General features: G+C 59.4%; 22 protein-coding genes and 1 pseudogene. 12 read left to right on the top strand and 11 right to left on the bottom strand.

The window, feature by feature from the left end:
• Positions 1-32: 32 nt before the first annotated feature.
• Complete coding sequence (locus ABOK31_RS21060) at positions 33-914, bottom strand: AraC family transcriptional regulator (protein WP_349960525.1); 882 nt, start codon at positions 912-914, stop codon at positions 33-35.
• 123 nt (positions 915-1,037) lie between these two features.
• On the opposite strand from ABOK31_RS21060, the gene ABOK31_RS21055 reads away from it, so the two are divergent.
• Both ABOK31_RS21055 and ABOK31_RS21050 read left to right on the top strand, forming a co-directional pair.
• Positions 1,038-2,270, top strand: a complete 1,233-nt coding sequence (locus tag ABOK31_RS21055) for a cytochrome P450 (protein WP_349960522.1) — start codon at positions 1,038-1,040, stop codon at positions 2,268-2,270.
• A 29-nt stretch (positions 2,271-2,299) separates the two neighbouring features.
• Complete coding sequence (locus tag ABOK31_RS21050) at positions 2,300-2,620, top strand: 2Fe-2S iron-sulfur cluster-binding protein (protein ID WP_349960519.1); 321 nt, start codon at positions 2,300-2,302, stop codon at positions 2,618-2,620.
• A gap of 63 nt (positions 2,621-2,683) precedes the next feature.
• On the opposite strand, the gene ABOK31_RS21045 is transcribed toward ABOK31_RS21050, so the two are convergent.
• The 3 genes from ABOK31_RS21045 to ABOK31_RS21035 all read right to left on the bottom strand — a co-directional run bounded on the left by ABOK31_RS21045 (position 2,684) and on the right by ABOK31_RS21035 (position 5,083).
• Positions 2,684-3,730, bottom strand: coding sequence for a 2-oxoglutarate and iron-dependent oxygenase domain-containing protein (locus tag ABOK31_RS21045; RefSeq protein WP_349960516.1), 1,047 nt, complete (start codon positions 3,728-3,730; stop codon positions 2,684-2,686).
• 228 nt (positions 3,731-3,958) lie between these two features.
• Entirely contained in the window at positions 3,959-4,474 is a 516-nt protein-coding gene (locus ABOK31_RS21040; RefSeq protein ID WP_349960514.1) for an adenylate kinase, read from the bottom strand.
• 105 nt (positions 4,475-4,579) lie between these two features.
• Positions 4,580-5,083 carry an NUDIX domain-containing protein gene (locus ABOK31_RS21035; RefSeq protein ID WP_349960512.1) on the bottom strand — a complete coding sequence of 168 codons (504 nt, stop codon included), beginning with the start codon at positions 5,081-5,083 and terminating at the stop codon, positions 4,580-4,582.
• Between the two features lie 133 nt (positions 5,084-5,216).
• On the opposite strand from ABOK31_RS21035, the gene ABOK31_RS21030 reads away from it, so the two are divergent.
• Positions 5,217-5,603: a VOC family protein gene (locus ABOK31_RS21030; protein WP_174182415.1), complete on the top strand. Its 387-nt coding sequence runs from the start codon at positions 5,217-5,219 to the stop codon at positions 5,601-5,603.
• A gap of 66 nt (positions 5,604-5,669) precedes the next feature.
• On the opposite strand, the gene ABOK31_RS21025 is transcribed toward ABOK31_RS21030, so the two are convergent.
• Positions 5,670-6,299 (bottom strand): TetR/AcrR family transcriptional regulator, encoded by a 630-nt coding sequence (locus ABOK31_RS21025; protein ID WP_349960510.1) that lies wholly within the window; start codon positions 6,297-6,299, stop codon positions 5,670-5,672.
• A 179-nt stretch (positions 6,300-6,478) separates the two neighbouring features.
• On the opposite strand from ABOK31_RS21025, the gene gap reads away from it, so the two are divergent.
• Both gap and ABOK31_RS21015 read left to right on the top strand, forming a co-directional pair.
• Complete coding sequence (gene gap / locus ABOK31_RS21020) at positions 6,479-7,486, top strand: type I glyceraldehyde-3-phosphate dehydrogenase (RefSeq protein ID WP_349960507.1); 1,008 nt, start codon at positions 6,479-6,481, stop codon at positions 7,484-7,486.
• 280 nt (positions 7,487-7,766) lie between these two features.
• Positions 7,767-8,144, top strand: a complete 378-nt coding sequence (locus ABOK31_RS21015) for a hypothetical protein (protein ID WP_349960505.1) — start codon at positions 7,767-7,769, stop codon at positions 8,142-8,144.
• A 262-nt stretch (positions 8,145-8,406) separates the two neighbouring features.
• Here the strand turns inward: ABOK31_RS21015 and ABOK31_RS21010 are convergent, their stop codons facing one another.
• From ABOK31_RS21010 to ABOK31_RS20995, 4 genes are all read right to left on the bottom strand, one after another.
• Positions 8,407-9,063 carry a DUF3313 domain-containing protein gene (locus ABOK31_RS21010; protein WP_174181252.1) on the bottom strand — a complete coding sequence of 219 codons (657 nt, stop codon included), beginning with the start codon at positions 9,061-9,063 and terminating at the stop codon, positions 8,407-8,409.
• Positions 9,064-9,131: 68 nt separating this feature from the next.
• On the bottom strand, positions 9,132-10,466 hold the full coding sequence (locus ABOK31_RS21005) for an ATP-binding protein (protein WP_349960501.1): 1,335 nt from the start codon (positions 10,464-10,466) through the stop codon (positions 9,132-9,134).
• On the bottom strand, positions 10,463-11,206 hold the full coding sequence (locus tag ABOK31_RS21000) for a response regulator (RefSeq protein WP_174181248.1): 744 nt from the start codon (positions 11,204-11,206) through the stop codon (positions 10,463-10,465). The genes ABOK31_RS21005 and ABOK31_RS21000 overlap by 4 nt, the downstream gene beginning before the upstream one ends.
• A gap of 377 nt (positions 11,207-11,583) precedes the next feature.
• Positions 11,584-12,105, bottom strand: coding sequence for an SRPBCC domain-containing protein (locus ABOK31_RS20995; RefSeq protein ID WP_174181246.1), 522 nt, complete (start codon positions 12,103-12,105; stop codon positions 11,584-11,586).
• A gap of 116 nt (positions 12,106-12,221) precedes the next feature.
• Between ABOK31_RS20995 and ABOK31_RS20990 the strand changes: the two genes are divergently transcribed.
• Entirely contained in the window at positions 12,222-13,139 is a 918-nt protein-coding gene (locus ABOK31_RS20990; protein ID WP_349960497.1) for a LysR family transcriptional regulator, read from the top strand.
• Positions 13,140-13,187: 48 nt separating this feature from the next.
• On the opposite strand, the gene ABOK31_RS20985 is transcribed toward ABOK31_RS20990, so the two are convergent.
• Positions 13,188-13,748 (bottom strand): cytochrome b, encoded by a 561-nt coding sequence (locus ABOK31_RS20985; RefSeq protein WP_349960494.1) that lies wholly within the window; start codon positions 13,746-13,748, stop codon positions 13,188-13,190.
• Between the two features lie 319 nt (positions 13,749-14,067).
• A pseudogene (locus ABOK31_RS20980) lies at positions 14,068-14,352 on the bottom strand (helix-turn-helix domain-containing protein); the annotation flags it as partial.
• Positions 14,353-14,430: 78 nt separating this feature from the next.
• On the opposite strand from ABOK31_RS20980, the gene ABOK31_RS20975 reads away from it, so the two are divergent.
• The 6 genes from ABOK31_RS20975 to mnhG are packed head-to-tail and all read left to right on the top strand — an operon-like array spanning position 14,431 to position 20,431.
• Positions 14,431-17,352 carry a monovalent cation/H+ antiporter subunit A gene (locus ABOK31_RS20975; protein ID WP_349961242.1) on the top strand — a complete coding sequence of 974 codons (2,922 nt, stop codon included), beginning with the start codon at positions 14,431-14,433 and terminating at the stop codon, positions 17,350-17,352.
• Positions 17,352-17,690: a Na+/H+ antiporter subunit C gene (locus tag ABOK31_RS20970; protein ID WP_174181238.1), complete on the top strand. Its 339-nt coding sequence runs from the start codon at positions 17,352-17,354 to the stop codon at positions 17,688-17,690. Before ABOK31_RS20975 ends, ABOK31_RS20970 begins: the two co-directional genes overlap by 1 nt.
• Positions 17,687-19,297 (top strand): monovalent cation/H+ antiporter subunit D, encoded by a 1,611-nt coding sequence (locus ABOK31_RS20965; RefSeq protein WP_349960490.1) that lies wholly within the window; start codon positions 17,687-17,689, stop codon positions 19,295-19,297. The genes ABOK31_RS20970 and ABOK31_RS20965 overlap by 4 nt, the downstream gene beginning before the upstream one ends.
• Positions 19,297-19,773, top strand: a complete 477-nt coding sequence (locus ABOK31_RS20960; protein WP_174181234.1) for a Na+/H+ antiporter subunit E — start codon at positions 19,297-19,299, stop codon at positions 19,771-19,773. Before ABOK31_RS20965 ends, ABOK31_RS20960 begins: the two co-directional genes overlap by 1 nt.
• Entirely contained in the window at positions 19,770-20,051 is a 282-nt protein-coding gene (locus ABOK31_RS20955; protein ID WP_068393522.1) for a K+/H+ antiporter subunit F, read from the top strand. The genes ABOK31_RS20960 and ABOK31_RS20955 overlap by 4 nt, the downstream gene beginning before the upstream one ends.
• The gene (gene mnhG, locus ABOK31_RS20950) at positions 20,048-20,431 is read left to right on the top strand and encodes a monovalent cation/H(+) antiporter subunit G (protein ID WP_349960485.1); all 384 of its coding nucleotides are present in this window, start codon (positions 20,048-20,050) and stop codon (positions 20,429-20,431) included. The genes ABOK31_RS20955 and mnhG overlap by 4 nt, the downstream gene beginning before the upstream one ends.
• The last annotated feature ends 186 nt before the right edge of the window (positions 20,432-20,617 follow it).

Here is a 20,617-nt window from a genome sequence, read left to right as displayed (position 1 = left end):
CCTTACGCGGAAGCCAAGACGTATTCGATCCGTCAAGCCCCCATTGGCCTTGCGCTCTGTCCCTGCCGCCGGAATTCACTTGGCGTGACACCAACCAGCTTCTTGAAGTCGCGGGCAAAGTGAAAGGGGTCGGGATAGCCGCATCTGGCGGCTATCCGGCCGATCTGCTCTTCCGTTACCACAAGCAATGGTTTAGCGGCATTTACGCGCTCGTGGCGCAGCCAATCGAGAGGCGTCGTTCCCATTCGCTGGCGGAAGCGGCGGAACAATTGCGCCTGGCTCAGATTAGCGGCAACGGCGAGTTCTCCTACCGTCCAGGGGTGTGTCAGGTCGGCTCGGGCCAATTGCATGACCCGCTGTAATCGTTGCACGGAGGCGCTGAGCTCGCCGTTTTCCGCGCGCTCGGATACCAGGGATGAAATCAGCTGTGCTAGCAGGGCAAAGCATCTGTTGTCTGCGAGGAAGCTGCCCGTTTCGACCTCCCGCAAGATGCCTTCGAACAACATCTCCATATCGCGCGGGCTTGCTGTGTCGAAGATCGGGTTTCCGATCACGCCGAGGCTGTCGAACAAGGTATCGAGCCCATATCCGACAAATCCCAGCCATAGATAGGACCAGTGCGAATGGCGCGGCTCGCAGCGATGCGAATAAAGCATTGAGGAATCCAGCCAAGCGATCGTCCCTTCGCGCAGGATGCTCGAAAGCCCGTTGACCTGTAACAGACCCTTTCCGCTGAGGGTCAGGATCAGGGTGTGCTGGTTGAAACGATGGGCGATGGGCGGTTCCGCGGGCGTGCAGACCCGGCGACCGACAGCGAGAAGCGAGTAGGGAAAGGCGCGGGACAACCGGCCGGGAGTCTGGAAGAAGACCTCGTCGAGAGGGCAGATCTCGTGGGGAGTCATGTCGTCGGTCATAGCGGACCGATCCTATTTAAGTATGAGAGTTTTATCCATATGGCTGCGGTTCGCATCCATGTCTTTTCGTCGTTCGGCGCTGTATTCTGCCACTGGTGAACCAGATTGGACGAGGTCCTCATCATGCCGACGGCAGCCCCAGCATTTGATCCGCTCTCGCAAGCGTTCACGGATGATCCCTATGCCTCTTACCGTGAGCTGCGCGCCAGCCCCGGTCCGGTCTATTACGAGCATTTCGACATATGGCTGCTGTCGCGCTATCAGGATGTGGCTGCTGCTGCCGCCGACAAGACGCTGGTGCGCTCGCTCGAATTCTTTCTTTCTCCGGAGGAGATCCAGGAACAGAAGGTTCGGCAGAATTGGCACGACATGCCGAACCATTCGCGTTTCGTGCAATTCAGCCTCCTGGATTCCGATGGCGAAACCCATGACCGGCTGCGCCGCAAGGTGTTCCGTGAGTTTACGCCCGCACTCGTCGCACGCCAGCGCGGCATGATACAGGATTTCGTCGACCGCCTGATCGACCGCCTCCTTCAAGCGGGTACGTTCGATTTTGTTGAAGATCTTGCCTCGCAGGTTCCCGGCCACATCATCGGCTCGGTTCTGGGCGTGCCGGAAGAATATGCCGGGCAGCTGCGCAAGTGGTCGGAAGAGGTCGTGCAATATTTCGATGTCGATCGCAGCGCCGAGCGCAAGGCGATCGCCGAGCGCGCGACGACGGAATTCTATGAACTCCTCAAGGAACTCATCGCCGAGCGCGTGCGCAATCCCCGCGACGATCTTCTCTGTCGGCTGACCGAAGCGCATGTTGCGGGCGAGCTTACCGAAGACGAACTCGTTTCCACCTGTATGCTGATCCTGATGGCCGGGCACGGCTCGACGATCGATGTGCTGGGCAGCGGAATGCATGCGTTGATGCAATATCCTGACGCTCTGAACAAATTGCGCGAAACCTCGGCTGTGATGCCTACGGCCATCCAGGAAATGTTCCGCTTCGAGTCGCCGCTGCCATTCTTCCATCGTTATCTGACGGAGGAAAAGACGATCGCCGGCAAGCCGCTGCCGAAGGGCACGAAGATCGGCCTGCTTTATGGCGCGGCCAATCGCGACCCCGAGCAGTTCGAGGCCCCGGATGATTTCAATGTCGAGCGCACCCCCAACCGCCATCTGGCCTTCGGCGGCGGCGCGCATTTCTGTCTCGGCAATCATCTTGCCCGGCTGGATATGGAGATCATTTTCTCGACGCTCCTGCGGCGCACCCGCGCGATCGAGCTGCTGGACGACAGTCCCGCCTATAAGCGCGGGCTCTCGGTGCGCGGTCCAAAACGTCTGGACATCCGTCTCATTGCCGCGTGAGCGGATTTGCCGAAAATATGGAGAATGCAATGTGTGAAGTCGTGTTCGTCGATTCCGCTGGTCGTGAGACGCGCGTTAAGGCGCAGGAGGGCGAGACTCTGATGGCTGTGGCCGTCAGAAGCGGCATCGACGGCATCGTGGCGCAATGCGGCGGCGCCTTGGCCTGCGGCACCTGTCATTGCTATATCGAGCAACCCCATCTCGACCTGCTCCCGCCGCCCTCCGAGGAGGAGGCGATGATGATCGAATTCGTGATGGAGCCGGCGCCGAACAGCCGTCTCAGCTGTCAGATCCTGGCAAGCAACGTCGTCGACGGCATGCGTGTCGTCGTGCCGGATAGCCAGCACTAGGGACCAGCCTCAAGACGGGGCGACCAATGTAGCGAGCTTGCCTAAATCTTGACGGTATCCGGCCTAAACCGACTGTTCTGATGCCAGGAGATCGGCATGGTGGGCGCGGGCGACATCCGGGTGGGAGCGCAATCGGCTCTTCAGCTGGTTCTGGCCGACTTCGCGGAAGATAGGGTTCAGGGGATCGACCGAGATGCCGCGTTCCGATCGCCTCAGCTCCTCCGGCAGGTCGATGACGGGGATCGTGGCGTCCGGTCGCGAGCCCAGGAAGAAAGCGACGGAGAAGCGCTCGACGCCGGCAGGCGGTGCGATGACGTCATGCACGTCGGCGCGCACGAAACCGTTCGTCGCAAGCTCGAGCAATTCCCCGGTATTGATGACGAAGGTACCTGGAACCGGCGGTGCGTCGATCCAGATGCCGTCTTCGGTGCGCACGCGCAGGCCGGGTGTGGTGTCCTGCAGCAGCACCGTGACGAAGCCGCCGTCCTTGTGGGCGCCGACCCCCTGATCCGTTTCGGCGACGTCGCGGCCGGGATAGCGGATGATCTTCAGAAGCTGCGAGGCCTGCGGTTCGTAAATGTCGGCAAAGACATTCTCCGGCTGGCCGAGGGCTGCGGCGATCGCCTTCAGCACATCGATGCCGATGCGCGTCACTTCTGCCTGATAGGCAAGCAGCAGGGGCTTGAGTTCCGGCAGCGCCTCCGGCCACTGGTTCGGTCCCTGCAGGCGCCGCCAGGCCGGCGTGTCCGGACCGATCTCGAAGGGTGCGCTTTCGGTATTGATGTCGAGTTGCTCGCGCCAATCCTGTTCGCCACGGGTGCGCTCCTGGCCGGCGCGATTGTAGCCGCGGAAATGCGGCGATTTCACCATCTCGATCTTGAGCTTTTCTTCCAGCGGCAGTGCGAAGAAACGCTTCGCCGTCGCCACGACATCGGCAATCAGCTTAGGATCGACGCCGTGTCCCGTGAGATAGAAGAAGCCGTGATCGTAAAGCACCGTGCGAAGCTCGGCGATAAAGGCCTGACGCTCTGCCGGCGAAGCATAGAGGCGCGACAGATCAAGCGTTGGAAGCGATGCGTCGGAGCCGGTCGGCGCGGTATGGGAGGTCAATGAGGTTTCCTCTTTCAAGCTCGTCTTTGTTCTCGGGCCTTGATGCTATCGCTTGGCTGTTCCGAGCCGAGGTGACGCAAATCACCGTTATGGATTGAGGCAAGGCTAGAAGCCCTTCATCACTAAGGCAAAGAAGATAATCTCAAAGATCACTGATCTTTTGGAATGGTTTTTACAGCCGTCGTTCTCGCGAGTGCCGCTTATATGAATAGTCATTGAGCCCGCAGTTCACCTCAATTTCTGCGTAAACGCATCCAGCTCATCGACGCTGCCTATCCGTGTTAGCGTCTTGCCGCCTGCCTGCGCTTCGATGCACAAGTAGCGGATGCCGGGCATCCACTCCTGTTCGATCTCCCATATGGTCCGGAACAGATCTCGCGTCGGCGGCATGGCTGAAAGTCCGCCGGGTGAATGTTCGAGCCTTCCCGACTGCCAGGCGATCTGCCGCTCTGCGGCAAGCCAGAAATGCATCCAGAGCGGCATATCGATGAGGATGATTTCGGTCGCGCGATCTATCCGAGCAGGGATCGAATTTTTGTGCCCCAGGCCATCGATGACCCAATTCTCACTGGATAGGATCCGTTCATGCTGCTCGATATAAGTCTCAAGCGGCGCCGGAACCCAGCCTTCCTGCCAGAGCAGCCTGTCGATCTCGAAATGGGGAATTGCGCGGCGCTCGCCCAATTTGCGGGCGAGGGTGGATTTTCCGCCTCCTGCATTTCCCAAGATGGCGATGCGCGACATTGGATGATGACCTGATAATTCGAGCCTGTCGGAAACCCGGCAAGGATGCCGGAGCGTTTATGAAGCTATTCCATTGCTGTTGCAATTGATGCAAACGGTCGGGGGTCAGGCCGCGTTGTGCTGCACGAAATGCTGAATGCCGGCGGGATTGGTGACGATGAGGTTGCGTATGGGAGTTGGCACCAGACCGAACCGGTCGAGCCCGACCAGCGTGGAAAGTGCCCAGCGAAATTCGAGTTCGGCGCTGCCGTCCTTCACTCGATGCACGATTTCCGTTTCGTGAAATGGAAATGGCTGCAGCAGCTCTGCCTCATAGTAGAAGCCGAGTTCGTGAACGCGTCGGCCGGCAAACTCGAAGAAATTCTCGATGATGAAGCGCAGGGGGCCAACCGTGGCCTTGCAGCCGATTTCCTCTTCGATCTCGCGGGCAAGCGTCTCGGCGCCTGCCTCATGAAACTCCACCCGGCCACCGGGCATAGACCAGAAGGTGTCTGCGAGCGCACGGTGGATGAGGATGTGATCGCCGTGGCGGATCAATGCGCCCGCGCGCAATTGAAAGCGGGAATTTTCAGAATCCATGACGATCATGGTTCGTACGGCTTCAGCCATGAATGGCCCTCCGATTGCGAGACGAGATGGAAATCATTTGCCAGATATCAGCATCCGGGTCTCAGATATAGTGAAGCAGTTTGAAGGTTGTTTTTCTTTTGCTTCGCTTTCCCTAAACAAGCAGGTCCTGGCAATGCGTTTCGTAAATCCAATCCCCTTCGTCAGCAATATCGAGCGCTCGAAGGCGTTTTACGGTGGTCTGTTGGGTCTCAAGATCTTGAATGACTTCGGCAGCTTCGTGCTGTTTGAAACCGGCTTTGCGATTCATGATGGAAAATCGCTGGAGCAAACGGTCTGGAGGAAAAGCAGCGAAGCGTCTGAGCCTTATGGGCGGCGAAACATCCTTCTCTATTTCGAACATGAGGACGTGGATGCGGCGTTCCAGGCGATAGCGCCGCATGTTAATCTCATTCATCCCGTTGAAAAGCAGGAATGGGGGCAGCGTGTATTCCGCTTCTATGACCCCGACGGCCATGCGGTGGAGATCGGCGAGCCGCAGCTGGATATGATGGCCGATTGATCCTTGCTGCTGCTAACTTGAAGCGATTTCATCCCTTAAGGCCGAAATAGACCAGTCCCCAGGTGCCTATAGCACCGTGGCAGCACCTGCGGCCTTGAGGATCAGCGCAACGCTATTGCGTGCGATGCGCTCGAGTTCCGGCCGGGCTGTACCGGCGCGAGCGCGCTGCGCGAGGCTATGCTGCAGAGCGGAAAGCATTTCGGCGACGGCATCGATGTCGGTCTCGGACGGCAACTGGGCGTCATCGCGTGCCGCCGCAATCCGATCGCGGAACCGCGCGTCCGTGCGTCCGAGCGCGGCAAACAATTCGGCGCCGATCACCGGGTCGGCGGTCGCCTCGCCGGTGATGACGCTGAGCATGGGGCAGCCGAGCGGGCGATCGTCACCTTCCGAATAAATGGCGACAAGCTCCAGGAAATAGCCATCGAGCGCCGTTGCGAGCGATGGCTCGTCGAAGAGGGCACCGTCCCGACGTTCAACACTGTCCTCGACATATTGTGCGACCGCCCTGAGATAGATCGCACGCTTGTTGCCGAAAGCGGCATAAAGGCTCGGCCGAGCCATTTTCGTCGCCTCCGACAGGTGGTCGAGCGATGTGCCGGTATAGCCGCGCCGCCGGAATTCGAGCAGTGCTGCGCCAAGTGCAGCCTTGGCATCATATTGGCGCGGGCGCCCGCGGGCGGACTTCTCTTTCATTTTTGTACCGTATCGCAATAAATTCGTTGCGGATTATTTTTGTGCGAAGTAGTCTAAAAATCAGCAACATGGAAAGCAACCCCTCTCCAGACAAAGGGTAAGGATAGGTGTGCACGTCCCGCAGCGCTTTGAGGCGAGCGGAAGCGCGCCTTCTCCCACCTCGATAAAAGGGACAATCGATGACTGACAAAATCCGCGTGGGCATTAACGGCTTCGGCCGCATTGGCCGGACCGTTCTGCGGGCTGCGATGGTGCGCGACGACATCGAAATCGTCGCGATTAACGACCTGTTACCAATCGATCATCTCGCCTATCTCCTCAAGTACGACAGCGTGCATGGCGGCTTCGGGGGCAGCATAGCCGCCGCCGTCAGTGCGCTCGATATCAATGGCGCCAAGGTCAGGGCCTTTAGCGAAAGGGAACCGGGCGCGATCGGTTGGGGCGAGGTGGGCGTCGATGTCGTCATCGAATCGACCGGCCTGTTCCTGACAAGTAAGGTTGCGGAAGGGCATCTTGCCGCCGGCGCCGGCAAGGTACTGCTCTCGGCACCGCCGGAGGACGGCACACCGGTCTTTGTGATGGGTGTCAACGCGAACAATTATGCCGGCGAAAGCATCGTTTCGAACGCCTCCTGCACGACCAATTGTGTCGCGCCGCTCGCCAAGGCGTTGAACGACGCTTTCGGCCTTGAGGAAGCGCTGATGCTGACGGTTCACGCCACGACATCGAGCCAGAATACGGTCGATGGTGTGGCGCGCAAGGACTGGCGTTTCGGGCGCGGCATCCTTGAGAATATCATCCCGGCAACGACGGGTGCCGCACGCATGGTCGGCAAGGTGGTGCCCGAACTGAATGGGCGGATAAACGGCATGGCGGTGCGCGTGCCTGTGTCGGACGTATCGATGATCGATCTCACCTGCCGGCTCAGGGAAAACGCCTCCTACAAGGACATCTGCGCCATGATCCGGGAGCGGGCGACGAGCGCGATGGAGGGCATCCTCGCCTATTGCGACGAGCCCGTCGTCTCGACCGACATGCGCGGCAATCCTCATTCCTCGATCGTCGACGGGCTTGCCGGCATGCAGATCGAAGGCGGGCTGACGAAGCTCGTCGCCTGGTACGACAACGAATGGGGCTACGCCTGCCGTTGTCTTGACCTAGCTGCACATATTTCGCGCGGCAGGTAGACACCGGTCATATCATGCATGCTCCGATGATCTTCGCGCCTGATCCGCCAGACACCGAACCTTTCTGCAGCTGATCTCATCTTCCCCGGCCGTTGCTCCAGTCTATTTCGATAGCGCGGCGGCCGGTTGGCCAAGCGATGCGACGACCTGTTTGGCGGGTCGCAATATTTCTCAACAAAAAAATACATCGCTGAAAACGGAACTGGCCATACTGGCGAGGTCGCTCGCAGGAAGCTTGCATCGCGCTGCGCTTGCGGGGGCGAAGCAAGAGGATCAAGCAATGAAGATCTATTACGCGGCATTGACGATGATGGTGGCAACGGCGGCTACCATTGGCACTGTCAGCTCCGGTTATGCCCAGGTCGTATTCTATGAGGACCAATCGCCAACCTATTCTGCGGGAGAAGGGCAGCCGGAAGCTGATTTTCTTCAGCGCTGGAACCGCCGCCACGAAGAACGTCGCGAATGGGGTCAGAACTCCGACGATTTCGGCCCGTCCGATGTCATTCGCCTGCTGGTGCGTCGGGGATATCGGGTCAAGGACGTGCAAGACGTCGGACCACGCTATCTGGTCCGGGCATGGAGAGACGGGGACGACCTGCTGGTGAGCGTTTCCCGCTCTGGCGAGATCGTCGGCGTGGTTCACGACCGCGGCTGACTATGTCTGCGAAGGGCGAAAGGCAGTGCGGATACATTGCCTTTCGCTCTGATCTCGTGAGGTTTGATCCCGCTCATATTCTATGCGGGTGTGCCACGCGCAATTTGCGAGCAAGTCATGGGGCTGGCGTGCCTGAACTGACGTTGCGGCACCTGCATGGGTGATCTTGCCGACGTCGCGGCCGTGTCCAGCACCATTGCCTTTCGATGTGTTCGGGCACGCAGCCAATCTCCCCATTCGCACCACGCGACCCTGCAGCCATCTACCTTGTTCGGGTCAGAAGATCGGCGGCGCCCTTGTCTATTGCAACATAGGAGGCCTTCAGACTTCCGAACGACGCTCCGAGATTGAGTGCGCCCGGATATTGCTTGGCGACATAGGCAAGCAGGAGGCGGTTGGATGTTGAATCATAGATCTCGACCGCATAGCTCGCCGAGCCGGTCATCGATCCCTGTTTTCCGCGCGCCGCCTGAACGGTATTGTAGACGCCGCCGGCGATGTCGACATGCGAGACCGGACCGAGCACCGGGTTGGTTGTTTCCGCGCCGGCAAGCGTCAAGCGCAGGCGCAGCGTGGTGGGGCCGGGGCTGGCGGCCATCGAGTAGCGTTGGGCGAGCGCACTGCTGAACTTGTCATGCATATAGCGCGCGAGTTTCTGCTTGTCCTCTTCGGACATGTTTGCGAACTGGCTATCCTTGCCTCTGTAGATGCTGACAGGCTCGACGATAATCTTGTCATACTGGCTCCAGTTCACGACCACCTTGTAGCTGAACGGTGCTTGCCCGGAACTGTCGCTCGGATCAGGTCTCAGTTGCGCCGCGGATGCGAGGCCCTGATAGACCATGGGTTCGGAAGTGGCGCAGCCTGCTGCAGCAAGGGAAATGGCCGCCAATGCAAGGCATGCGGGAAGGGACTTCATGGAGAGCTCCTGGAGTGTTTTTGCGATCTCCTTGTAAAGTTTGCCCTTGTTGCGTTGTGTTTGGATTTTTATGAAAATGTTGCGGCATTGCCGATGCCGGAATTGGCGGGTAGGCGTATTACGACCGCCAAGCCGCTCGGCTTGCTGTCACGCAATTCAAAGCTGCCTCGATGGCCGACAGTGATGATTCCATGTGCAATGGAAAGCCCGAGGCCGAAACCACCATTCTTGCTCGGCGAACGCGCCTTGTCGGTCTTGAAGAAAGGCTCCATGACCTTCGGTTTCAATTCGTCGGGGATTCCGGGACCATCATCGGCAACCGTGATAACGACTGAACCGTCTTCTTCCTGGGTAAGCGAGAGATCGATGCGACCGGCATGGCGGGAGGCATTGTCGATCAGGTTCGATATGGCTCTTGATAGCGCCCGCGGGCGGCAAACGTAGGGCAAGCGCCGCGGTCCGGCGAAAGTGACCTCAATGCCGGTATCGGCAAAGTCATCGGTCACGGTTTGCAGAAGGCTGGACAGCTCGACTTTCTTCAACGACTCGACCTCGCCGCCGAGATAGGCGAGGCTTTCGTTGATCATGCCGGAAAGCGCATCAATGTCCCTCAGCATTTGTTGCCGCAACTCCGCCTGCTCGCAACGCTCGGTGCGCATTCTGAGCCGCGTCAAGGGTGTGCGCAGGTCGTGGCTGATGGATGTCAGCATGCGGGTGCGTCCAGCCATCAGCTCGCGGACGCGTTTGCGCATGAGGTTGAGCGATGTTGCGAGGCTCCGCAGCTCGGCCGAGCCGCGAACGTCGAAAGGCTCGTCAAGCTCGTCGTCGGAGCGGACGCATTCGGCTGCCTTTGCCAGGTTGACGATCGGTCTTCCGATCAGCCACGCAGTCAGGATTGCCAGAATAGCAGCGGGTATGACAATCAGGACGAGATTGCCGATGACGGCGGGGAGGACCCATCGTGTCGTGGAAAACTCGGGCAAGGCAAATGCCAGGCTGCTATCTCCGGCCTTGACCATCAAAGTCTTCGGATTGTTCCAGCCCATGAAGCCTTGAGGGTCGAGAAAGAGATTGTAATCGAGCAGCCTGCGCACGGCGGCGGGGACGTCCTGTGTCGTGATCGACGAACCGCCGGCCTGTTCACTGGTCACCCTCCAGACATTGACGCCTTGTGCCCTGAATCTTGAAAGGATTGCGTCTCCTTGAGCGTCATCTGCCGAAAGCGCGAACTCCTTTGCAATGGTTTCGATGCGGCCTGCAAAAAGTCCGACTTCGACGCCTTTGTCGAACCGGCTGCGCACGAATGGTTCGGTGCCGGCCGCTATGGTAGTGACGACGGTGGCGAGCAACGTGGTCAGAATGGCGATCTGGGTGCGGACGGATGATTGGAATAGCCACTTCACGGCAGGTACTCAACATTCGCGGCGAAAAGATAGCCCCCAAGCCGCACGGTCTTGATGAAGATCGGCTCCTTCAGATTTGGTTCTATCTTCTGCCGAAGACGGCTGATTTGTGCGTCAACGCTACGTTCGACCGGCCCGGCGGTTCCGGCATGTGTCATCGACAGCAGCTGTTCACGGGTCAGGATTTGGTTCGGATTGTGACAGAAGGCGAGCAGCAGATCGAATTCGGATGTCGTCATCAGCACCTCGGCGCCTTCCGGATCGACGATCCGCCTGCTTCTTGGATCGAGCACCCAGCCTGCAAAGGTCATCTTCGTGAGCAGCTTTCGCTCCGAAGTCTCCGCACCATACGAAGCTCTGCGAAGAAGCGCCTTGATCCTGGCGACAAGTTCCCGCGGGTTGAACGGTTTGGTGACATAGTCGTCCGCTCCCAGCTCAAGGCCGATGATGCGATCGATATCCTCCGTGAGTGCGGTCAGCATCAGGATCGGGATCGTTCCGGCCGATCTCAGGCGCCGGCAGATGCTGAAACCATCCTCTCCGGGCAGCATGGCGTCGAGGATCACGAGATCGAACGGGTGCCTTTGTAACATCTTGTCCATCTCCGCGCCGTTTCGCACGGGCGAAGCGCGCAGGCCTTGATCCTTGATCAGCTCGACCAGCATGATTGCAATCTCGTCATCGTCCTCGACGACAAGAATATGATGTGAAGGCTCAACCGTCCTCATGCGCGCAACCATGTTTGTAGATCCTGATCATTCGCCCGTTATCCGCGTTCCGGAGCAAACCTTGCGCTGCCTAAAAGGGCTGGGAGATGGGCCGAGAGCAACCAGCGATCGATGACTTTCAAAGGAAAATCTCACAGATCATATCCTCGGCCGTCCATAGCAGAAGGAATTATAGCGACGTGTTAGAAAATATTACAATATGTTGCGGGCGGCTCCCGGGAGCCATCAAGCTGAAGCGAGGGAAAGGCAGCCTTCGTCGTTGCCGCACGGAGCTGCCTCCTAAACCGATCGGCGGCCCATGCGAGCAGCGGCCGCCGGAATGCCATTGCTGACAAACCGAAGGCCGCAGACGTTGGATGAAAGTCGCATATGGTAAAATATGGGCTCCATCACTCCTGTTTTTTTGCATCACGCGCAGCGCCAACCAGGCCATCCAGCCAGTCCTGATGACCGTTGATCATCGGATTGGGCTTGGCGCGAGCGAGCTCGGCAGCTGGCTTACCTTTCTGAGTTTCCTGGGTCAGGATGCGCACCCGGCCTTCGGACAGATCTTCAACCAGCCATGCGTGGTGGACATCCAAACGGTTTTCGCTGCCTTCCTCCCCGGCCCAGCCATGCCAGGCGACGCGGCCGGGCTGACCATTGGCTGGTGGAACATATTCGGTGCACTGCGCTTCGACCGGGAAGCCGAAAGTCTCGAAGTAGAAGCGGACGCCTTCCTGGAGTTCCGGCCCCCTGCCGTCATGGAAACGGATGTTGGCAGAATTGGCATAGTAGCTCGGCCAGCGCGGAGCATAGCCGAGAAGCGGCCAGATTTCTTCTGCGGAAAGGCCCGCCACGATGATTTCGTTCGATACGAAGTTCTCCGTAAAGCCCGGAATATAGCCCTTCGGCCAGATGATTGCGTTCATGATGCTTTCCTGATTATGGGCCGGCATATGCCGGGAAATTGCAGTTTTCAGCTTGCTTGATAATGGGAAATCTGCAGACATAACGCAAATAGCGATACATGATCAGACCTATAACGATGAAAGATATCAGGGCTCTCGACCTCAATCTCCTGCGCACGCTCGATGCCCTGCTCGATGAGCGCAGCGTCACGCGTGCGGCCGAGCGCCTCGGCTTCACGCAGCCTGCGGTGAGCGGCATGCTGACGCGCCTGCGCGAGAGCTTCGACGATCCGCTCTTTGTCCGTACCCGGCGCGGGATCGTGCCCACACTGCGTGCAATGGAGCTCGCGGGACCGCTCAAGCAGATCCTTGCCGATGTCGGGGCGCTTCTGCAGCCTACGGCATTCGACCCTGCCACCGCCAAGTTCACGCTCTCGATTGCAGCGACCGACTATGCTCTCCAAGCCGTTGTCGTGCCGTTCCTGGCGAAGATGAGACTGTCAGCGCCCGGAATTCGCATTGCAATTCGTCCAGTCGAGGACGATCGCGTGCAGACACAGTTCGAAAGCGGTGATCTCGGTCTTGCATTGATGACCCCGGAGACTGCCCTACCGGAGCTTCATGCCCGGCGGTTGTTCGATGAGACCTATGTCTGCGCATTGCGGAGCAATCATCCCGATGCGCGGAAGAAGCAGCTTTCCATCGATCGCTTCTGTGCTCTCGATCATGTGTTGGTCTCTTATTCCGGCGAGCGCTTTTGGGGCGTGACGGATGATGCTCTGGCCAAGATCGGCCGTCGGCGTCACGTTGCGCTGACGGTTACGAGCTTTCTCGTTCTTGCTGAGATTTTACGCACGACCGATCTGGTGGCTGCTGTTCCCAGACGGCTGGCGCAAAGTGCAAAAGGTCTTGTTCTGCGTGAGCCTCCCGTCGATATACCGGGCTTCACCAAGCTCGCCGTCTGGCACGAGCGCACCCATCGCGATCCCGGTCATCGTTGGGTGCGCATGCTGTTGTTCGAAACATGTGGCAATCTGGAGACAGCGAAAATCTGAGTCATCCTCTGCAACGGTGGCGCATTGTTTGCGTCACAAAGAATTGAATCAAAACAATATTCTTTTCAGAACCTCATCCTTGCGGACGAAATGGTGCCAAAGGGCGGCCAGGATATGCAGGCTGACGACGGCATACAGGCAGTAGGCGCCATACTCGTGAATCTCGGCGGCTGTTCTCTCTAGGCCCTTATCGAGCGGTAGCAGATTGGGCCATTGGAAGAGGCCGAACCATGGCAGATCGCGGCCGCCGGCAGCGGATGTTGTGTAGCCTGCAAGCGGCATCAGGATCATCAAGGCATAGAGCAGGATATGCGCGCCGCGGGCGGCAAGGTGATTGAAGACGCCAAGCGGCCGTTGATATGCAGGTTCACTCAGCGAAAGCCTGAGTGGCAGGCGTATGGCGATGAGGAAAAGCGCCGTCATGCCCAAGGACTTGTGTACGTCGAGGAGCGCACGACGCAGCGGTATGCCCGGTGTGAGGTAGGAACAATAGAGGCCGATGACGAGCGCTGAAATGATGACAATGGCCATGAGCCAATGCAGGAGCCGTTGCGACGATCGATAGCGGAAGGTGGGCTGTTCTGCTGTGGTCGCTGTAGTGTCGGACATGGTTTCTCCGGTCGTCTTGGGGCACGGCGCGGATGCGGTAGTCGGCCGGAATATGGCTGAATTGAGGGCCTTTCCGTTCACCTTCTCGCGAGCGGACGTCTATCGGCCGCCGGCGATGTGCTACCGGATGCCGGCCAAAGGCTTCATTCCGGTTCGCAAAAGTGACTTTGTGGTCGGAAGCTGTATCGACCGTGCCCAGCTCTATCCGGCACTATTGCTCTGATTTAGGAGGCGTCCGGTTTCTTTCGTCGACGCTGGAAAGGATCTCGCAGCTTTCTGTATGCGTCGGCGCTGGCGCTTCGGCGACAAGCGCCTTCGTACAAATGCCGATCTCATGTCCTTCGATCCGGAAGAAGGCGATTCCTCCCGCCTCGAGCGCCAGACGCAACTGCGCCTCTGTCGCCCGATGCAGACTATGGCGGTTGCCCTCATAGTCGCGGATCGTGCTGCGCGATACGCCGGAGCGATCGGCAAGGTCCATCTGCGTCCAATCGAGGAAGCCGCGGGCTGCTCGGCAGAGTGCTGGTGTCAAAATCATCGCCATCTTACCTTGACGCAGGGTTCGAAGCTGCCCATATTGGGCGATATCTATCATATAGGACATAATATACCGGATTTCTAGGGGTTTTGCCGTCGTGGCAGTCTGGCGTGATCCGGCTAAACGAAGGAATGACGTTTTGGGATAACTGGCGAGCCTGTTTTCATTCTAGCACTTTTGGCTCTGCCGTTTATCGGAAGTCTTCTTTCCGTATGCCTCTTGCGCACGCAGTCGCGGCGCGGTCCGGCCTGGATCGCCGGGGCTGTCACATTTCTGGCACTGTTGATTTCCGTAAGCTTCTATCCTGCCGTCAAGGACGGTGGCGTCGTCCGTTATAGCATAGAATGGCTGCCACAGCTCGGGCTTGATTTCAGCCTCAGGCTGGATGGTTTTGCTTGGCTGTTTTCGCTCGTCATCACCGCCATCGGCTTTCTCGTCATCGTCTACGCCCGCTACTATATGTCGGAAGAGGACCCCGTTCCTCGCTTCTTTTCCTTCCTGCTTGCCTTCATGGGAGCGATGCTTGGCATCGTGCTGTCGGGCAATGTCATCCTGCTCTCGATATTCTGGGAGCTGACCAGCATCTTCTCCTTCCTGCTAATCAGCTACTGGCACAACACCGCCGCTGCCCGCGACGGCGCCCGCATGGCGCTGACGATCACGGGGATCGGCGGCTTCTGCCTGCTGATCGGGCTGATCCTGCTCGGTCATATCGTCGGGAGCTACGATCTGGACAAGATCCTGGCATCAGGCGACATCATTCGTAATCATCCGCTCTATCTGCCTGCGCTGATACTCATCCTGCTCGGCGCGCTGACGAAGAGTGCGCAGTTTCCCTTCCATTTCTGGCTTCCGAACGCAATGGCGGCGCCGACGCCTGTCTCCGCCTATCTGCATTCCGCCACGCTGGTGAAGGCTGGCGTCTTCCTGCTCGCGCGCTTCTGGCCGGTTCTCGCCGGCACGAACGAATGGTTCTACATCGTCGGCGCGGCCGGCATCATCACGCTGCTGCTCGGCGCCTATTTCGCGATGTTCCAGCAGGATCTCAAAGGGCTGCTCGCTTACTCGACGATCAGCCATCTCGGCCTCATCACCACCTTGCTCAGCCTTGGCAGCCCGCTTGCGACGGTTGCCGCCATCTTCCACATGTTGAACCACGCGACCTTCAAAGCGTCTCTGTTCATGGCGGCCGGTATCATCGATCACGAGACCGGCACGCGCGACATGCGCCGTCTGAGTGGCCTGTTCCGCTATATGCCATTCACCGGGGCGCTGGCGATCGTTGCGAGTGCTGCCATGGCCGGCGTGCCGCTGCTCAATGGCTTCCTGTCGAAGGAAATGTTCTTCGCCGAAGCGATCGAAACCCATGCCGATTCCATTCTCGATCGCATGCTGCCCTATGTGGCGACGCTCGCAAGCGCCTTCAGCGTCGCCTATTCGCTGCGTTTTATTCAGACGGTGTTCTTCGGACCGGCGCCGACCGATCTGCCGATCGCCAAGCCGCATGAGCCACCGCGCTGGATGCGCTTCCCGATCGAGCTCCTCGTTGTCGTGTGCCTGGTCGTCGGCATCGTTCCGGCGCTTTCGGTGGCACCCTTCCTGCATGCGGCCGTTGTCAGCGTTCTCGATGCCGATACGCCGCAATACAGCCTTTCACTTTGGCACGGCTTCAATCTGCCGCTCGTCATGAGCATCATCGCACTGGTCGGCGGGACGGTTTTCTATTTCGTCTTCAAGGATTACCTGTCGCGATGCGACGACGGACCGCCGATTTTCCGGCGCCTCAAGGGGCAGCGTATCTTCGAGCGGGTGCTGGTCGAAGTCTCCTGGCACTGGGCGAGAACCGCCGAAAAGCGGATCGGCACGCGCAAGCTGCAGCCGCAGCTTCGCTGGGTCGTCGTGACAGGGTTTGCTGCCGGCCTGCTGCCGCTTTACTTGTCCGGTTTCGAAGCCAAGCACTTTTCCTTCCTGGGCGCCGATCCGGTCTTCGCTGCGGTCTGGGCGATTGGCATTTGCCTTGCGATCGGCACTGCCTTCTTTGCCAAATATCACCGGCTTGCTTCCTTGGTGATGCTGGGTGGCGTCGGCTTGATCGTCTGCATGACCTTCATCTGGCTGTCGGCGCCGGATCTCGCGATTACTCAGCTTCTCGTCGAGATCGTCACGACGGTTCTCATCCTGCTGGGCTTGCGCTGGCTGCCGAAGCGGACAGAGGGGATCGACGATACGGTCGATCTGCGCGCTCGTTTCCGTCGCTTCCGCGATCTGGCGCTGGCCGTCATCTGCGGCGTCGGCATGATGTTCATTTCCTACGCCGTCATGACCATGCCGGTGCCCGACGCCATTGCGAATTACTTCCTCGAAAACGCCTATTCGAAGGGCGGCGGCCGCAACGTCGTCAACGTCATCCTGGTCGACTTCCGTGGCTTCGACACCCTGGGCGAAATCGCCGTTCTCGGTGTCGTCGCCTTGACCGTCTATGCGCTGCTGCGTCGTTTCCGCCCTGCACCCGACAGCATGGAGATGCCGGAACAGCAGCGAATACAGAACCGTTTCGACGAAGAGCGTCCAGAGCGTTCGGCAGGCGATACCGTGCGCGACTATCTGCTCGTACCGTCTGTCATCATGCAGTGGATGTTCCCCTTTGTGATCGCCTTGTCGGTCTATATCTTCATGCGGGGGCATGATGCGCCGGGCGGCGGCTTCTCGGCCGGCTTGACGCTCTCGATCGCCTTCCTGCTGCAATATCTGGCCGGCGGCACGCGTTGGGCGGAGGATCGCATCCGCATCCTGCCGCTGCGGTGGATGGGCGCCGGGCTCTTGATCGCGACGGCGACGGGTATCGGTGCCTGGTTCTTCGGCTATCCATTCCTCACCTCGCATTTCCAGTATCTGGACCTACCGTTGATCGGCAAGGTGCCGGCGGCAAGCGCGTTGCTCTTCGACCTCGGCGTTTTCCTGCTTGTCGTGGGATCCACGGTTCTGATCCTCGTGGCACTCGCACACCAGTCGATCCGTATCAACCGCCTGCGCGCGCTCGATGCCGACAAGGCAAAGGGGGATTGATGGAACTCATCTTGTCCATTGCCATCGGTGTGATGACGGCTTGCGGCGTCTGGCTGATCCTGCGTCCGCGCACCTATCAGGTCATTGTCGGGTTGTCGTTGCTCTCCTATTCCGTCAACCTCTTCATCTTTGGCGTCGGTGGCGTGAAGACGAATGTGCCGCCATTGCTTGGCGATGGCGCGGCGACGCGTGCTCTGGCAGACCCGGTGCCGCAAGCCCTGGTGCTGACGGCGATCGTTATCGGCTTTGCGACGACGGCCCTGTTCCTCGTCGTGCTGCTTGCCTCGCGCGGCCTGACCGGTACGGATCACGTCGATGGAAGGAGCGACCGGAAATGACAGGCTGGTCGCACCATCTCATCATTGCGCCGATCCTCGTCCCTCTTGTTGCGGGCGCGCTGCTTGTGTTCATCGACGAGCGTTCGCGCACGCTGAAGGCGCTCATCAGCCTCGCTGCAACACTCTTGCTGGTGGGCATTGCACTTGCGCTCTTCCGTGCCGAAGGCTGGTCGCCCAGCCAGGAACGCGCCTATCTGCTTGGAAACTGGAGCGCGCCCTTCGGCATCGTGCTCGTGCTCGATGGGTTGTCTGCACTCATGCTGCTGCTGACATCCATCGTCGCCGTTGCCGCGCTAATATTCTCGCTGGCGCGCTGGCACGCGGTCGGCGCCCATTTCCATACCATGTTCCAGCTGCTCTTGATGGGCGTCAACGGCGCCTTCCTGACGGGTGATCTCTTCAACCTCTTCGTCTTCTTCGAAGTTATGCTGGCCGCGTCCTACGGCCTTCTGCTGCACGGCTCGGGGCCGCTCAGGGTCAAGGCGGGTATGCATTACATTGCCGTCAACCTCGCGGCGGCGCTGCTCTTCCTCATCGGTGTCAGCTTGATCTATGGCACGGCGGGAACGCTGAACATGGCGGATCTGGCGGTCCGCATCCCGGAAATGTCGGCCGATCGCCGCATGCTGATGCAGGCGGGCGCCGGCGTGCTCGGCATTGCATTCCTCATCAAGGCCGGCATGTGGCCGCTCTGCTTCTGGTTGCCGACGGCCTATAGCGCAGCTTCCGCGCCTGTCGCAGGCATATTCGCGATCCTCAGCAAGCTCGGCATCTATGTCATCCTGCGGCTGACCATGCTTCTGTTCAGTACCGGGCCATCCGCCGGCTTCGGTGCGACCGTGCTTCTCTATGGCGGCATGGCAACGCTGATCTTTGGAACGGTCGGTGTGCTGGCATCGCAGGCGCTTGGCCGGCTGGCCGGCTTTTCGGTGCTGGTCTCGTCCGGCACGCTGCTGATGGTGATCGGTATCAATGATGGTTCCATCTCGTCCGGCGCGCTGATGTATCTCGTCAGTTCGACGCTGACGATAAGCGCCTTCTTCATGCTGATCGAGCTCGTCGAGCGCGGACAGGACGCCGGCGCCAGCGTTCTCGCCGTCACCATGGAAGCCTACGGCGATGCCGAGGAGAAGGAGCCGGCCGAAGGCGATGGTGTCACCATGCCCGGCACCATGGCAATGCTCGGCATCTGCTTTGCCGCCTGCGGCATCCTGCTTGCCGGCCTGCCGCCGCTTTCCGGCTTCGTTGCCAAATTCGCCATGCTCTCGGCCATGATGGGGACCGGCGCGATCGGCATTCCGCCGAGTGCCGCCGTCTGGACGTTGATCCTGCTGGTCATTCTCTCCGGCATTGCCGCCCTGATCGCCATGACGCGGGCCGGCATACGCACATTCTGGAGCTCGCTGGAGGGCACGGTTCCCCGCGTCCTTGTCATCGAGATATTTCCGGTCATGGGCCTGCTCGCATTGACGCTGGCATTGACCATCTGGGCCGGTCCGGTCATGCAGTACATGGACGCGACCATCCGCACGCTCAGCGACCCCAATGTCTATGTCGATGCCGTCCGCAATACCGTGGTTGCTCCGGCAAAAGCGGAGGGCTTGTGATGCTGCCTTACCCGCTTCTGGCGCTGAGCCTGATCCTGATGTGGCTGCTGCTGAACGGCTTCACGCTTGGCCAGCTTATCCTCGGCATCATCGTCGCGGTCTTCGCCTCCTGGGGGATGGCATCGTTGCGGCCCGAAAAGCCGCGGCTGCGGAAATGGTATTTGCTGCCCAAGCTCTTCTTCCGGGTCGTTTTCGACGTCTTGAAATCGAATGCCGAGGTAGCCTGGATCATCCTGAGGGGTCGCTCGCGCAAGACGACGCCGGGCTTTGTGGTCCTTGAGCTTAAGGTGCGGGATCAGATTCCGCTGGCGCTGCTTGCCGTTATCCTGACCAGCACGCCGGGCTCTGCCTGGCTGGAATATGATTCCAACGACAATACCGTGCTGCTGCATGTCCTCGATCTCGAAAACGAGGCGCAATGGCGCGACACGGTCGCCAATCGCTATGAAAGCCTGCTGATGGAGATATTCGCATGAGCGCCATGATCATCCAGATATCTGTTGCGGCTGCGCAGCTGATGATCGTCGCGGCCATGGCGATCGCTTCCATTCGCATGTTTCGCGGCCCGCGTGCGCAGGATCGCATCATCGCGCTCGATACGCTCTATGTGAACGCCATGCTGCTTCTGTTGACCTTCGGCATTGGCACCGGTCGCGTCGTTTATTTCGAGGCGGCGCTCGTCATCGGCATGCTGGGCTTCGTCGCAACAGTCGCACTCGCAAAATTCCTGATGCGCGGCGAGGTGATCGAATGAGCACGCCGTTTGAAAACATACCTCTCTGGGCTGCGATCCCCGTTGGCGGACTTCTCGTGGTCGGCGCCTTCCTGACGCTCGTCGGTGCGATCGGGTTTCTGAGGCTTGGAACATTCTACGAGCGCATCCACGCGCCGACGCTCGGAACGAGCGGCGGTATCGGTGCGATCATGATCGCATCGATGATCTTCTTTTCGATCGCAACGCGGACGCTCGTTATTCATGAACTGCTGATCGGCATTTTCGTAACGGTCACGACGCCGGTCACCTTCATGCTGCTCGCTCGTGCGGCGCTGCATCGCGATCGTGCCGAGCAGAACGGCAACGTCCCGCCAAAGCAGGCTTCGAGCCAGCCAGAGGCTGAGCAGTCAATGCCATAGAGCAGTGGTTGCACGGGTGCGGGTTCATTCCGCGCTCAGTCGATTATACCATGGTATCGATTGATCCTGTTACGCAGTGGCGTATAGAGCAACTCATCCTGAACCCTTGCATTTCGGGACGCCTGATTCCGGTCAAGCACGCGGTATCACAGAGGACCACATGAACTCGCGATCCAGTCGCCAGCA

This window comes from Rhizobium sp. ZPR4 (assembly GCF_040215725.1).
In the GTDB taxonomy this organism is placed as follows: domain Bacteria; phylum Pseudomonadota; class Alphaproteobacteria; order Rhizobiales; family Rhizobiaceae; genus Rhizobium; species Rhizobium rhizogenes_D.
Note: the sequence above shows the minus strand (reverse complement) of the source record. Positions and strands in the feature narration are given on the sequence as shown.

What these genes read in the sequence shown, in the direction of transcription:
- mnhG (WP_349960485.1), top strand. Translation starts at nt 20,048, where the DNA reads ATGAGCACGCCGTTTGAAAACATACCTCTCTGGGCTGCGATCCCCGTT.
- ABOK31_RS21015 (WP_349960505.1), top strand. Translation starts at nt 7,767, where the DNA reads ATGAAGATCTATTACGCGGCATTGACGATGATGGTGGCAACGGCGGCT.
- ABOK31_RS21060 (WP_349960525.1), bottom strand. Translation starts at nt 914, where the DNA reads ATGACCGACGACATGACTCCCCACGAGATCTGCCCTCTCGACGAGGTC.
- ABOK31_RS20970 (WP_174181238.1), top strand. Translation starts at nt 17,352, where the DNA reads ATGGAACTCATCTTGTCCATTGCCATCGGTGTGATGACGGCTTGCGGC.
- ABOK31_RS21040 (WP_349960514.1), bottom strand. Translation starts at nt 4,474, where the DNA reads ATGTCGCGCATCGCCATCTTGGGAAATGCAGGAGGCGGAAAATCCACC.
- ABOK31_RS20985 (WP_349960494.1), bottom strand. Translation starts at nt 13,748, where the DNA reads ATGTCCGACACTACAGCGACCACAGCAGAACAGCCCACCTTCCGCTAT.
- ABOK31_RS21030 (WP_174182415.1), top strand. Translation starts at nt 5,217, where the DNA reads ATGCGTTTCGTAAATCCAATCCCCTTCGTCAGCAATATCGAGCGCTCG.
- ABOK31_RS20960 (WP_174181234.1), top strand. Translation starts at nt 19,297, where the DNA reads ATGCTGCCTTACCCGCTTCTGGCGCTGAGCCTGATCCTGATGTGGCTG.
- ABOK31_RS20965 (WP_349960490.1), top strand. Translation starts at nt 17,687, where the DNA reads ATGACAGGCTGGTCGCACCATCTCATCATTGCGCCGATCCTCGTCCCT.
- ABOK31_RS20955 (WP_068393522.1), top strand. Translation starts at nt 19,770, where the DNA reads ATGAGCGCCATGATCATCCAGATATCTGTTGCGGCTGCGCAGCTGATG.
- ABOK31_RS21010 (WP_174181252.1), bottom strand. Translation starts at nt 9,063, where the DNA reads ATGAAGTCCCTTCCCGCATGCCTTGCATTGGCGGCCATTTCCCTTGCT.
- ABOK31_RS21055 (WP_349960522.1), top strand. Translation starts at nt 1,038, where the DNA reads ATGCCGACGGCAGCCCCAGCATTTGATCCGCTCTCGCAAGCGTTCACG.
- gap (WP_349960507.1), top strand. Translation starts at nt 6,479, where the DNA reads ATGACTGACAAAATCCGCGTGGGCATTAACGGCTTCGGCCGCATTGGC.
- ABOK31_RS21000 (WP_174181248.1), bottom strand. Translation starts at nt 11,206, where the DNA reads ATGGTTGCGCGCATGAGGACGGTTGAGCCTTCACATCATATTCTTGTC.
- ABOK31_RS21035 (WP_349960512.1), bottom strand. Translation starts at nt 5,083, where the DNA reads ATGGCTGAAGCCGTACGAACCATGATCGTCATGGATTCTGAAAATTCC.
- ABOK31_RS21050 (WP_349960519.1), top strand. Translation starts at nt 2,300, where the DNA reads ATGTGTGAAGTCGTGTTCGTCGATTCCGCTGGTCGTGAGACGCGCGTT.
- ABOK31_RS20995 (WP_174181246.1), bottom strand. Translation starts at nt 12,105, where the DNA reads ATGAACGCAATCATCTGGCCGAAGGGCTATATTCCGGGCTTTACGGAG.
- ABOK31_RS21025 (WP_349960510.1), bottom strand. Translation starts at nt 6,299, where the DNA reads ATGAAAGAGAAGTCCGCCCGCGGGCGCCCGCGCCAATATGATGCCAAG.
- ABOK31_RS20990 (WP_349960497.1), top strand. Translation starts at nt 12,222, where the DNA reads ATGAAAGATATCAGGGCTCTCGACCTCAATCTCCTGCGCACGCTCGAT.